Origin of the sequence: Aeromonas veronii bv. veronii (assembly GCF_000820225.1) — a bacterium.
GTDB lineage: Bacteria > Pseudomonadota > Gammaproteobacteria > Enterobacterales > Aeromonadaceae > Aeromonas > Aeromonas veronii.
The window spans coordinates 49,238-63,376 of record NZ_CDDK01000013.1; the positions used below are offsets into that span (position 1 = coordinate 49,238).

Annotated in this window: 3 protein-coding genes; all 3 read right to left on the reverse strand. The window is 55.5% G+C overall.

What is annotated here, in order from left to right:
* Positions 1–711: 711 nt before the first annotated feature.
* The 3 genes from BN1139_RS04975 to BN1139_RS04985 are packed head-to-tail and all read right to left on the reverse strand — an operon-like array spanning position 712 to position 14,137.
* Positions 712–2,841: a DEAD/DEAH box helicase gene (locus BN1139_RS04975; RefSeq protein ID WP_005350915.1), complete on the reverse strand. Its 2,130-nt coding sequence runs from the start codon at positions 2,839–2,841 to the stop codon at positions 712–714.
* Positions 2,838–9,242 carry a DEAD/DEAH box helicase gene (locus BN1139_RS04980; protein ID WP_005350914.1) on the reverse strand — a complete coding sequence of 2,135 codons (6,405 nt, stop codon included), beginning with the start codon at positions 9,240–9,242 and terminating at the stop codon, positions 2,838–2,840. Before BN1139_RS04980 ends, BN1139_RS04975 begins: the two co-directional genes overlap by 4 nt.
* Entirely contained in the window at positions 9,242–14,137 is a 4,896-nt protein-coding gene (locus tag BN1139_RS04985; RefSeq protein ID WP_005350913.1) for an Eco57I restriction-modification methylase domain-containing protein, read from the reverse strand. The genes BN1139_RS04980 and BN1139_RS04985 overlap by 1 nt, the downstream gene beginning before the upstream one ends.
* Between the last annotated feature and the right edge of the window lie 2 nt (positions 14,138–14,139).

The following is a 14,139-nucleotide window of genomic DNA, read 5'->3' on the forward strand; positions in this document are numbered from 1 at the left end:
GAAAAAGAAAAAGGCCACTATTTCTAGTGGCCTTTCGTAACTCTTTGATTTTAATGGTGCCGAGGCAGGAATCGAAGATGGCACACCAAAGCCTTTAAAATCAACAAATGCACATTATAAAAACTTCATCGTATACCTATCCGTATACCAATAATATTTTAGTGCCACAGCCCCTGCATGGATCTCTGTGACTAGGTTGGATCTTATACGTACAGGGGATCGAGGAAATCGCGCATCTTGCTGATTGAATCCAACAAGAATCTCAATCAACAAAGGTGATACTCCAACCGGTACACTAGCAAGGAGCAGCTGAAGCATTGCAGGCTGGTCTGGGGGTAAATCAATCCGCCAGTTCGCTGCCCTATCTCTCAGCTTAACGCTTCTCAATTTCGCTAAACCACTCCCCGGTACTCCAGTTACCGGTATTCTGGCTCGTTCTGACCCTGACCGGAAAATTTATCAACCGGAGCGCCTTGTCATGAACATGCATCGCGCTTTCCTTGTATCTACCCATACTCATTTTTAGTGACTTATTTGCGTCATTGGTGATGATCACGTACCCATTATCAATCACACAGCGAGTCAACACCCCAAAATCATGCCAAACAAAACCACTCATCATTAATCCTTACCGTAACGTTGAACAACAACCGCCGCAGTGTAACTGCTACTTAACACCACGGCATGAATCGTTCTCGAAATTAGCCCCTATCAGTTGCACAGCAGTGGGCTGGGCACACCGCTGGAGCTAACAAACAGGCCCTTGATCGCCCGGGTGGCGGCCACATGCAACAGCGCCCGCTCATTAAACAGGGCATCGCGCAGCTCAACCGGATCGTCGGATTGAATGGCTTTGGGCTCTGGCACTACACCATCGTTGATGCCGGCAAGAAACACATACTGAAACTCCAGTCCCTTGATGCGGTGCATGGTGGCGATGCGCACCCCGGGATGTGTCACACTGTCAGCGCTGTCCTGGCCCAGCACAAAGGTAGTGATGCCAGCGTTGTTGAGCTCAGTGGTATATCGCTCATAGGCATACTTGGTACGGGCTGTGAGACAGATATCGGTATCTGGGGTGCCCTCTTGCAACAACGCTTTGATCTGCTCAGCGATGGTGGCTGCCTCTTGCTTAAAGTCGGCATGATGGGTCACCAGCGGTGCCTCGCCATGCATCAGCGACAAATAGTCTTTATCGGTATCAGACTCGCCATCGAGGTTATCGGTCGGCACCCCATTCAACAGCGCCACGGCGAATTTGCGGGTCTCTTCGGTGGTACGGTAGTTGATCTTGAGTTTCTTGCTGCGCCGACCGCGCACATTGATACCACACTGACCGAGCACCACCTTGTTTCGATAGATGCGCTGGTGGCCATCACCGACGATGAAGATGTCGTTTTCGCCTTCGGGGATGAGATGGCGCAGCAACACAAAGGCAGGTGCGCCCATATCCTGCGCTTCATCGACCACCAGGTATTGATAGGGCAGCTGCACCTGCTTCTCTTTAAACAACACCACCGCCTCAAGCATGGCATCGTGCATTTCGCGTAACTTGGCGCGCGCCAGTTGTGCCCGATACTCTTCAAATACCGGCCAAATCTTGGCCCGCTGCAAGCGTGAAATGGCCGTGCCTCGCCCTAATCGGCTCACCTTGAAGTAATCCTCGCGGCTGTGAACCCCATTGGGCTGCACCACACGATGCCACTCTTCCAAATAGAAATTCTCTGGCAGATTGAGGTCTGTGGGCAGCTGTTGCAGCGCATACTCCCAGCATTTGCGGCGCACCGGATCGCTGTCATACACCACCCGAAAATCATAACCGTGGCGCTTTAGTTGATCGGTCAGCCAGCCATCGATATGGATCACCTCAATTTTGGTCAGCTCTTCACGGCTGCACAACCGCTGCAGGTTGGCGCGAATATCGGCCGCCAGGTTTTTGGTGAACGTAGTGAACAGCACCTTTTTGCCGGGCGCGGCTAACAAACGCTGCGCCAACCAACGGGCTCGGTGCATGGCGACCACGGTTTTACCGGTACCGGCGCCGCCCAGCACCCGCACCGGACCATTGGCGTGCGCTTCCACCAGCTTGCGCTGGCTGGGGTGCAAAAATACCCGCCATTTTTCCAGCGGGGCATTGAGCATTTGTAGCAGCTCCAGCTCGCTCTCCACCACGGAAAAGTGCCGCTGGCTACGCTTAATCGCCTGTTCGAAATCGTCGGTATCAACCTTCACATCCGCAGCATCATTAAACTCGGCCAATACCTCGTCATACTCTAGCCCTTCGGCCAACCAATAGAGCGGCTCCCAGGCATCGGCCGGCATCACCCCCTCCAGCTGGTAGAGCTCGCTCAAGTTGGTCAATGCCATCACCCGATCCAAAAACAGCGCCGGCACCCCGAGTGCCATGATCTGCTCGGTCGAATAGTCGGCAAATAACGGGGTTGGCTTGAATGCGATGGGCAGATCAGGATCGTCCAGCGGTGGCTGCACAACCAGGCTGGTGTCGATCACCTGCAACGCACCTGTAGCGGGATGAATTTCACACTTATGATTTTTAGCCCAAGAATAAGCATCATCATGCTTATCTACCCACAACAGCATATAGAGATTGCCCTGCTCGGGTTTGAGCACAATGCCGCGGTAGTTCTGGTCGATGCGCACCGAATGCACATTGGTGCTGCTGGTATCGTGAATCTTTTCGTAGTTAAGCCCCTTGCTGGTAGGGTCATTACGAAACTTGGCAAGAAACTCCATCACCTTTTTTTGTTGTGCTTTGGGGATCTTGGCAAATGACGTTAAAAAGCCATCGGATATGGCAACTTTCAGGGATGGCAGTGTCATGCCTTACCTCCTGTAACTAATTGGGTCAGTGTGTCGATAAGCTCAGCGTCAAGTTCGCCATGGGTCAGTTGCCAACCTTGCGCGATGAAAGCGTCAGCTTGCTGATCGTCTATAAAGCAATGGGCGCGGTGTAGCGCTGGCCAGGCCAAATCGGCCTCGGCAATGATGGCCCCTGCGTCATCTTGAAGGGCATACCCCACCTCAGGCACCGGCAGTGGTAATCGTTGCAACAGCACAATCTGCTGTTGACTCAACACTTCCAGCTCTGCCAGTTCTTGCCACTGCGCCAGCACACCAGCATCCAAAGTGGCATCCGACGTGGTGCCGTCTGGTGTCGCTGTGGTGACCAACGTGTCCACTGGCCTCGGAACCTGCCCGATGTTATTGCGGACAGCGTTGCGGCTGGTAAAGGTCATATCAGGCAGCCACTGCAGCAGATTTACCAAACGCCAAAAACCGGTTAAACCGCGTTCATAGTTATCGGCCAAGGGATTTTGGTCATCAAAACACAGATGTAAGCGTAGGGCTGCATGCAGCTGATCCGGGGTGATCGGATTGATTAGGCAGCGCTGGGGCAACACCGAGGCCAGCTCGATAAACGGTTGAGAGCTGGCCAGGGCATCAAGCAAGCCTCCAAACACAAACGGCTCATCGGACAGCAACTGCGCCTCACGCCATGCCGGGGCATTCTCATGCATCTCATAGGCAAACTTGTTGCAAATCCCGGCATCTTGGGACTTTTTCACCTCCAGCCATACCCAGGCATGGGCGGCCGCCAGTTTTTGCCAGAACTGCGCCTGAGCACGGGGATCTTGCACATAGGTCAGCAGCAGTTCGAAGCTGTTACGCTCACGGACTTCACTCTCCAAGGTGGCAAAGGTGGTGGTATGGAAGCGGTTATAAAACTGCGGTGCCTTCATATCGAGGTTATGGTGCAGTCCCAACACATCTTGCAAATGTTTGCAGCCAGGTTGGGTTAAATCGCGCCAGGTCAGCGTCCATACCCCATAACGACCGCTATCGCGAATGGCCTGTCGCTTTTGCACATCATCCACCACGCTCGCCTTATGAAAGGCAAAGCCATCGAGAAAAATAGCCAGCGGCTTGCACTGGGCGATATGCCCCAGCGGATAGAGCACAAAATCAGGGCGACAGGGAATACCAACCCCCTGTTTGGGGCCCAGATCGACCTGCGTTTTCAGCTGCCAGCTCAGAGAGGGGCTGCTGCGGGTATTGATGATCCAACCGTCGCCCTCATGGGCATAGCTGCGGCTGACGACCAACTCTTTGCTTTGCGCCAACACATCAATAAAGCGCTTTTCCAGTTCAGAGCCCATCATGGTATCGAGCGGGATCTGGTTGATACTGTTAATGCGTTGCAACTTGTCGCGTACCGCGAGGATCTGCCCCACCAGCAAACGCGCCTTATCGCGCGATACGTACTGCATCTTGCCGCGCTCTCGGTAGGCATACACACAGCGATAACAGCCATCTTTACTGGCATCCTGATTACAACCGCAGTCGCACAGCGACTCGTAGGCCAACTGCAATAGTTGCAATAAGTTATCGGGCTCGCGCATCAGCTCCTTGAGTGAGCCCGTGCCGCCCGGCACAGTATCGTAGATCACCAGATACTGGCGCCACGAATCCCCCTCATTTTCCGGCTCGCGATAAACCACCCCCTTGAGGTGATCGACACTGCCCTTGAAGTAGTGCTTAAGCCCCAGCTGGATTGCAGCCCCTAACGAGGCTTCCACTGTCGGATCACTACTATAACTGCTCACCGGCAGCAAGATGCGCACCGCCTCGGATTCCAGCTGACGATAGAGATAGAGATAATCTTCAAACTGCGCCTTCTCAGGCGTGCTCTTGTATTTACAGCTCAGATCGTGCTCTTTGCGTGGATCTTGATTCACCGGATGTTGCACCATGCCGCAGCCCAAACAGACCTTAAAGCCGCTGCAACGTTTAATATCACCGGCGATGCTCAGTTCCAGCGCATCTTCAGTCTGCTTGCCAAAGTTGATATCACGCAGGGTCACCTTGCTTAAAAACTCAAAACCAAACGGCACTTCTCCGTCGCTGATCGCATAGGCTGCGGTCACATCCTTAGGCTCATAACTCACCAGTAATTGGCGCTGATAAAAGGCCGGTTCTCGGCTATCAGACTCATCGCCAATCTGGCTGTCACGAGCACTGGCGCGGGCATAGACCTGACGCAACTTCAGTAACGTGGTCTTCTGACCTGCGTCAGCCCAACCCGGGGTCCCGCACTTAGGGCAGTATTTATGCGGGTCACCGTTTTGGTCGATGTTTTCACTGTGATTGCAGTGGCTACACAAGCGCCAGTGCTCTGGTTCCGACACCTTGAGATCAATTTGTTCAATCTCGACCTTATGACCACCAGCATAAAAACTATTGAGTGGCGCCAGCTCGGCCAAGGCGGTCGAGGCTGGGCGCTCATATTCGTAGGTCGCGGTCTGATAACTGCGCCCCTCTTCATTCTCATTTTTACGCCACAACACAGAACGCAGGGTAATACCCGCCTCAGGGAAGGCGTAATTGGGTAATATTCCCTCATCGGTTAAAAAGTTCAGCGTCTGCTTGTTGTTGATCTGGCTGACCAAGGCTTGCAAGGCTTGGCGTTCGGTATGCAGATCACGCATATCCGAATCAAAGTTCTGATCGCGCGGCCCGGTTTCGAGCTTATCGATGCTGCGCTTGAGCTTATCGATGCGCGCCTTGAGTGACTTACGATCTTCAAGCAACTGTTGCAACGCCTTGTCGATGCGCAGCACCAGCGAATGCTCAGCCTGCTGCCCCATCAAATAGTCATGGAGCTGTTGCAGGGTTTGCGGCTCAAGATCGGCAAACACTGCGGCAAAATCGGCAGCAAGCCGGACCCTCTGCTCCTCGACAAACGCCAAAAAGTTATACGGGAAGCGTTCCTTCTTGCCGCGTTCCACCTCATCGAGCATCTGTTTCACATTCGGGCTGATCGCCATCGGCGTGATGCCGGTTCTCACCCAACTGTCGAGGCAGAAAGCCGCCAGTTGACGCTCCAAAATCGCCACGGCGTTAAGAAACACCCCCGGCGGCTGCACCTGACCCTGCATCATCTCCAGCGGCTCTTCAAAGAAGAATTGATCGTGTGGATTGCCTTCGGCCAGGGTGATATTCAAGGCGTTGCCATCTTTACGCCCGGCACGGCCAATGCGCTGCAAATAGTTGGCCGGCGCCGGTGGCACCGAACAGAGCAGCACGCTAGAGAGATCGCCCACATCGATACCCATCTCCAGGGTCGGGGTGGCTGACAGCAAATTCACCTGCCAGGCGCGAGTGCCGCGATAAAACGCCTGCTCGGTGGCCTCGCGCACCTCGCGGGTTAACAGTCCGGTATGCTCGGCACCCACCACCCGTGCCACATCAAGCCGATCCCAGCGCAATGCACTCGCTTGGGCGGTAAGCTGATATGTCCCGGTGCAGCGCAGCGACATACAGGGCGCGCCCTGCCACTGCCACGCCTGCGCACTGGGGGCGACCAGCGTCTCTCGACAGTCACTGCAGCATAAGCGGCTGACTTCACGGGTTACTGTGAGCGCCTTGGGCACTATGCCCCAGGCTTCGCCCCTTTTGCTGTCAAAGCGGGCCATCAAGCCAGCCTTGGTTAAGGTCTCCAGCAGCTGGCGCAGCACGGTTTCGCTGACGCTGCTAACAAACAGACGCTCACCCTGGGCAAGGGTAAGGTTGAGCCAGTGCTGATACCAGCTGGGGTTGGATTTGGCGCCGAGCAACTGGCTAAAGCTTTTATTGCGCTCGAAGGTGGCATAGGCCGGTTTGCGGGTGCGCGGACCGATGGTGGGCATGTAGCGTGAGGTGCGTTCACGCTGCATCATACGAAAAGTATCACCGCCATCTTCGCGGTAACTTTCAAACGCCGGGTGCATTACGGCTCCGGCGTGGATCAAGTGCCGCAGCACCCCGAGCACAAAATGGGTGACCTGTTCAAGGGTCACGCTCTGCATCAGATCCCCCAGCTCCTCGCGCCACCTGGCGTGCAAGGGCGGCAACAGCGCATCGAGTAACGAGCCATCCGCCGCCACACAGGCAAAACCGCTGTTTTCCAGAGTACGGCCAATACCGGCACGCAATGTCAGCTCACTGCATACCTCCCAGTCAAGCCGCTTGGCCACCAGTTCAGGCAGATCCGAACCCGCGGACAGCACGTTGTCTTGCACCAGTGTCTGATAATCGTTCAGCCACAGCATATTGGGTGCGATAAAGCGGCCGACAAATTCGGCCTCATCCTGACTGCGGACCTTGGCATCAGCCAGCACAGCGGCGGCAAACGCATCGAGGGTGAGTTCTCCCTGCTCAGGCAAGGCACTGGCTATCTGGCCGCGCAGCACCAAAGGCCAGGTGCGGGCAGTAAAGAAACTGGCGCGGTGCGCCGCATCTTGCACCGAATCAGAGAAGGTAATGAGCTTTTTGTGCTCATTAAAGCGGCTGCCATAGAGCTGGTGGATCATCACTGACGAGAGGCTGGCGGCACGCGACCCCATGATCGACAAGCCTTTCGAGCTGCCGCAGTAGGGGCAATCGGTGGATGAGACCAGGGTATCTTTGCGCTCTTTGAGCAGATCCGGCACCAATACCCGCAACAGGCCTTCATGGCCACACTGCTCGCAGGCCGCTTTGTCAGCGCGATTGAGAGTCAAACACTGTGGGCACAGGTGCTGATGAACGCCACTAACCGCCTTATCACTGAGATCAGGGAACGCCAGCGCCAGCGCGCGGCCACTATCAAAGAACTGGCGGTAGATATCATCCAGCTCCGTTTCAAGCTGGCGGCTCTGGCCGTGGCGCATGCTGGCCCAACCGGTGGCGTGGCAATCGCGGCAGTGCACCACCGGCAGGTGATGGGTTTGTTCATCAGCCAGCAGATCGCTGGCGAAACGTAACTTGGGTTGCTTCTCGACCGAAGCCACCAGCCGGCGTAATTCGCGCAGCCACAGTTGAGACCGCAGTTGCACCAAGGGGCGCACCGGACGCGGTTTACCAGCGAGTTCCCGTTGCGCACGCGCCTCTGGCGATTCATTAACCGGGCTGCGCGCTAGCGCCAACAGTGCCAGCCAACTTTGCAGCAACAGGCGTGCCTGCACCGCTGGCAGTGACAGCATCACGGCAAAACGTTCAGCACAGCTGTGCTCGGTCAGGATCCCTCCCTGCAGATCGGCCAGCATCAGATGCAGGGCACTGTGCTGGCGCATCAACTCACCTAGGCGGATGCGCACCTCGCGCCCGGTATCGCTGTCGAGATCGGCGGGCAGCACCAGATCTTCTGCGGGAAACCACAGTGCCAACTGGGCATTAAGGTAAGCGTGATGATCGGCGTAACTGCTTGCTTCGAGCTGGCTATCCGGCTCGGGGAAATAGCTAAAACGCACCGGTGAGTCTTGCAAAAACTCGGCGGCACTGAGGCGGTCTTCGCGGATCACCGCGCTGTCATCAAACGGCTGCTCGAAGATCTGGCTGGCGTAGTCAAGCAACTGGCCTAGCTCATCGCCCACCGTGGCCGAGGTGCCCACACAGGCGAACTGGCCGTTATCCACCGCCACATGATGCTTTAGGCGGCGCACCAAACACGCCAGGTCAGAGCCTTGAGCACCATCGAAGGTGTGCAGCTCATCGACCACCAAAAAGCGCAAGCAACCCGGTGTGTTGTAGCGCCACAGCGGCTGATCCACCGGCCGCATCAACAGGTAGTCGAGCATCTTGTAGTTGGTCAGCAGAATATCCGGCGGGTTCTGGCGCAAGGTTGGCTTGTCGGTGATCACCTGCTTGGGTCCCATCACCTTGCTGGGAAACTCATCGCTATCGCCGACAAACAGGCCAACCGTCACCCGCCCATGCAGCTTGGGATCACTGGCAATGGCACTGGCAAAACGGCTGGCCTGATCGGTGGCCAACGCGTTCATCGGGTAGATGATGATCGCCTTGACCCCCGCGCCGGCTGTGGCGGCGCAGTGGTTAAGCAGCGGATACATAAAACATTCGGTCTTGCCCGAGCCGGTGCCGGTGGCCACCAGGGTTGGCTGGGGGTTGGCGCCGCCTAAACGCTCAAAGGCGCGCGCCTGATGGGCGTGCGGCGGGAAGGGCAACCGCAACTGGCTGAAAAAATCCAGCGGCAGTGCGCTTTGGCGAAACGGCAACTGCGCCGAAAAATAGGGCCCCTTCAGCAAGGTATCCGGGTCTTGCAAAAACGCCTCGAGGGTGTGGTGCTCCGGTTGCTCAGGGTCGCCGGCAGCCTGGTTAAACAGCGGGCTATTCATCGGGAAGGCGGCGCGCAAAAACTCGGCCACACTGTCGGCCACCTGCCGACTGACAACAGAAGGCAGCATCAGCCATGTTCCTTATGGTTGTTGAAGAAGTCCCACGCCACCCGATAGTCATCTTCGCGATCCGGTTTGATAAAGGGCGCTTGCCAGGTGATGGTACGGCGCACCACGCCACCCGGGCGGGTATCGTCGTCGAAGGTGACACTGACCGAGCCGGTTTTCAGGTGCTGGATATCCTCCCAGCCGATGACCAGATCAGCGCCGCTGCCACCGGTCCACTCCGGGCTATCCACCCCATAGACGATACCGGCCTTGAGGTCGGTTTTGCGCGCCTTGCGCGGCAGGCCAACCCCAACCAGCCCCTTACTCGGGGTAAACACGATGCGGCCCACTTGGTCATACCAGGTATCGGCCTCGTACTGGCGCATCACCGGGAACTGCACCCGGTAGATGGTCAAGAGTTCATCGAGGGTCAGCCCCAAGGCCTGGGCCACCAGCACATCGATCTCCACCAGCGCCTGACGGCGGCTGTAATCGGTACGCAGTGCACAATTGCGCTGCCACTTGGGGGTCAGGTTTTTGAAGAAGTCAGTAGGCAGTTGCGGCAGCTCACGGCTCCAGCGATATTTCGAGAAATCTACATCGTAACAATTAGCCCATAGCTCACTATGGAAAGAACTTACAGCATTCAACACTAAACCAAGAATGCTCGCCTTTTTGACTTCTATATATGGAAATTTAGAGAGCTGAGTTCCATATAGATCTGAGCGACCTGATACACGTAAAATAAAATCAAAAACCAAAGAATGAGTCAATGTTGCAAAATTAACTAAGTCGCCAGCATCTTTAAAAACTGTGGTGACAACTGAATTTATATTCACAACACCTTTCGGAATTATGGTGCTAATAAGCGATCTTTCAGCGGAGGCACCAAACATTCGCCTATGAGCTAACCTATAAAAATCACTTACAAGATAAATCTTATTATCAAAGTTCACCGTAGGAATACTAGAGTCATAGCAAATTGATTCTCTGTTTAAGACATACTTAACTCTAGGTAGATAGTTGTCAGAAATAAGAGATAGATCCAATGCATCATAATCACTATTTAACTGTCCCTTAGCTCTAGGGGTTTTGTATAGCGGGTTTGCAACAAAAAAATGAGGGCCAGATAAAACCATATCAATTGAATGTTTAGGAAATGTAATTTTTGAGTCTAGAATCCCATCTTTTTGAGCTTGGGTTTCATCATAATGCACATCAATTGTTTTGACGCCCTTGCAATCATGCAGCATTTTAGCGTTACGGATAATTTTTTCTAACACGCTAATAAATTGTTGTGCATGCAATGTAGGAAGACTAGCCTGACAAGCTTGAGTATCTTCGGAACCATACAAACGAGCAAATATCTGCAGTTCTTTAAGTCCAACAGTAACTAATCGACTATGATGCCCAGAAGTGTTCCAAGACACTTTAATTTTTCCATCAACTTCTTGTTCCTCCTTTATACCAGGTACTGGCCCAGTATTGTCGTGAGAAAATGAAGCATCAATAGAGCTTGCGGCATAAATGTTAGACATATGGATAAATGCCGCTTTATGTAAAGTTGGCCCATAAACATTTATGCTAAACATAGTGGCATGATGCACTTCCGCAAACAAGTTCAGTTCATTGTGGAACTGAAAATGCGCCCGCAATCTGGGATAAATCGCCGCCCGGAGTTGCCCCCCCTTGGGATCATCATAAACTCCTTCCGGATGAAGAAATCCCGCTACCCCTTGAGCGGCCCCCAGCCGCCATGCCTGCGGAAGGAAACATTTATAGAGGTTAGCTTTTTGCCCCTTCAGCAACGGGTAGTTCTGAATAGCGTTTAGGAAGTTCTGGGTCCCTTCACAGCCCTCGTATTCGGCGCGCCAGGCATTCTCCAGCGCCGGAATGCGGGCAAAAGTCTGTTCCCGCAGCTTGACCAAGTTACTGGCCGAAAGCTTGCGCAGTACAAACTCCGGCTCAAAGTCGCCGAGCACCCCCGCCTCCTGCCATTCCACCTTAAGCCAAGGCGGGTTACCCAGCATCAGATCAAAGCCGCTGCGCTTGGCAAACAGATCGCTAAATTCCAAATCCCAATGGAAAAAGCGCTGGGCGCTGGCAATCTCATCCACCAACTTGAGGCGTGGCAACAGCGCAAACAGCTGCTTGCGCTGCAACACCCCCTGCTGGCTAAACAGCGCCAACTGCTGCGCCGGTGCCTCCTCTGCAAACAACTGCCCCTGCGCGGTGGCCGGGGTCTCATGCGGCGCGCTGGTCAGCATCACCCCATCGAGCAGGGTTTCCAGCTCAAACAACCACTCATCGCGGCTCGGTAGGTGTTCGGCCTGATCGATCGGCCAAAACCACAGCGCGCACCAGTAGTTCATCACCCAGCGCAGCTTTTGGTAGGCGCTGCTCTCCTGGCCGCGCCCGGCCAGGCGCGCATCCTTATCACGGATGCTCGATAACGGCTGCGCCGTGCTTGGCGCCGGCCACACCGGGTGGCTGTCGCAGGTTTGCGCCCGCTCGTGCATCAATTGCTGGCGGTGCGCTTGCCACAGCTCATCTACCTTGGCACTGATGCGGTCCAGGGCGACTTGCTCATCGGCGGTGATGCTGGCGCAAAATGCCTTGCGCCAGCCATCGAGTGCTTTTATGTCATCGGGATAACGGGCCTTGACCGTTTTGTCGCTGTAGCTGGCCATGGCAAGATCGGGCAGCAAGAAGTGAAACACCTGCCCTGGGACTCGCGGCTCACTCATCGCCAGCTCGCTGGGCACGCTGTTAAGCCAGCTCGGGTCTTTTTGCTTTTTATAGCTGAGCTCGCTTTTGCTAAACACCTGGCGGCGCGCACCAATCAGCGAGTTGCCGTGATGCAGCTGATAGCCAAACCAGGGCACAAAGGCATCGCCGCTGATGGCGTTGAGCCACAACGACACCTCGGCCAGCTCCACCGCCACCGGGTTTAAATCCACCCCGTACACATTGTTATCAGCAATAAACATCTTCACCCGCTGCAATTCGCGCGGATAGCTATCTTGCGGGATACGCCGCCCCTCGGCCTGTTGCTTGAGTTGCAAATAGGCTTCGGCCAACTGGTTGATGGCTTCGTTCAAGAAGGCCGCGCTGCCCATGGCGGGCTCGCAGACGGTGAGCGTCAAGATGGCATCGGCCTTGGCATGGGGGTCGCTAATCGGGTCGATTTGCGCCTTAAACAGCTCTTTGAGGGCGTATTTGACCAAGGATCGGGTCAGCACCTCCGGGGTGTAGTAGGAGGCGGATTTTTCCCGATCGCGGCCAGCCATGCGGTAGATAAAGCTGCCCTTAGGGTGGATTCGCAGGCTGCCATCTGGGTTAAACACCTTTTCGTCGTCGCGGTATTTGCCAATCTCGGCGGCCGTGACGAAGTAACCGGTCTCCAGCGGGTTAAACTCCTCGCCGGCTTTTTTCACTTCATATAAGTCATCGCTGGCAAAAAAACCGCGGTAAGAGAGCAGCGCCTCATAAACGGCGCCCAACTGGTTGATGCCAAGCTGGCGATAGGATATGCGGCCACGGCGCCCCTTGCCAGCGCGGTTTAGCGACATCAAGTTGATGATGTTAAGCAGGGTTTCGTTGCGAAATACCACCTTGTTGAGGTGCGGGGTGTTGCTGTTGGCAAACAGGTGGCTATCGAGGCGCGGCACACTAAATTGGCTCTGGTGTTGGCTGATTTGCTCGCCACTTAGGGCATCAGCTTGCACCGCGATGCCGCCTGCGTAGCCTTCGCGCACCAGCTTGAACAGCATCTGCAAGCTGTCATGCAAATAGCGGCCGTGGCGATCCTCCTCACTGGTGAGGGTGATCATCTCCAGATCGCGCAGGCTCTCCAGGCTATAGCCTTGCAGGTAGGTTTTGGCGGTCATCGGCGCAAAGCCGAGTTCGGGGCGCGCCTCGATGTAGAACAAAAACAGCAAACGGTACATGTAGCGCAAGCATTCGCGGCTGAGCTCATCAGGGCTGACTGCCCGCTGGCCACTGTAACCGGCCTGATTGTGCTCAATCAGATAGCGCATCGCCTCGTTGCCGAGCAGCTCGATGCTTTCGCGCAGGGCAAATTTGAGATCTTCCGATACCCCGAAAGCGTGCTTGTGGGCGTTGTCATCCAGGGAATCGAGATAGGGTGCGCCGCTGCCGGGCAGCAAGGAGTCTTTGTGCAGCAAGGCGGCCAGCGCCTTGAGGGTGGCATCTTCTTTGCGGCTTAAGATCTCATCGAGTTCAAAGCGCAGCAGGCGGTTTTGCGCCCACTTGGTTCTGTCGAGCAACAGCAGTTGCCGGCTACCGAGCAGCAACACAAAGCGTGGCGGCTCGGCCTGGGTAAACACCACAGAGGAGAGCAACTCCTGCCAGCTACGCGGCTCACCGCGACTGTTGTGGCGCAGCAGTTGGTTCTGTTTCGGGTCGCTGTCAGCGGGCAGTTGCAGCGCATGCAGGGCCTGGGCAAGCGGATCGCCCTCTTCTTCACTATCGAACGCTTCGGCAATCCACAACCAAGGGCTGCCATCGGCACTCTCATAGCTGGCCAGCAGCGGCAAGCTGCAACCTTCATCGAGCGGCTGCAAGGTGGGCGCGAGCTGATAACCGAGCGCGCTTAGCACTGCTGCTTGGCGGGCGCGCTGCTGGCTAAGTTGCTGCGCGATATCGCGTTGTTTCTCCTGCTCGCTGAGCTGGCGAAAATAGCCGCTAGCGAGACTAGCGAGCTGGTTCCATGGGGCACGATAACCGGGGGCGACCGTTTTGCCCAGCTCCCTGGCGGCACGTTCCTGGTCGCGGGCGGCTTGCTCTTGTGCCTGCCAAGGTTCGAGCACGCTGCGGATGTCACTGCCAAACACCTCGTCGAGGTAGTGGTTGGAGTAAAATTCGTTTTCGTTAATGATGCCGACCAGTGCCATGG

Coding starts and splice junctions, on each gene's coding strand:
- BN1139_RS04980 (WP_005350914.1), bottom strand. CDS start 9,242: ATGCTGCCTTCTGTTGTCAGTCGGCAGGTGGCCGACAGTGTGGCCGAG.
- BN1139_RS04985 (WP_005350913.1), bottom strand. CDS start 14,137: ATGGCACTGGTCGGCATCATTAACGAAAACGAATTTTACTCCAACCAC.
- BN1139_RS04975 (WP_005350915.1), bottom strand. CDS start 2,841: ATGACACTGCCATCCCTGAAAGTTGCCATATCCGATGGCTTTTTAACG.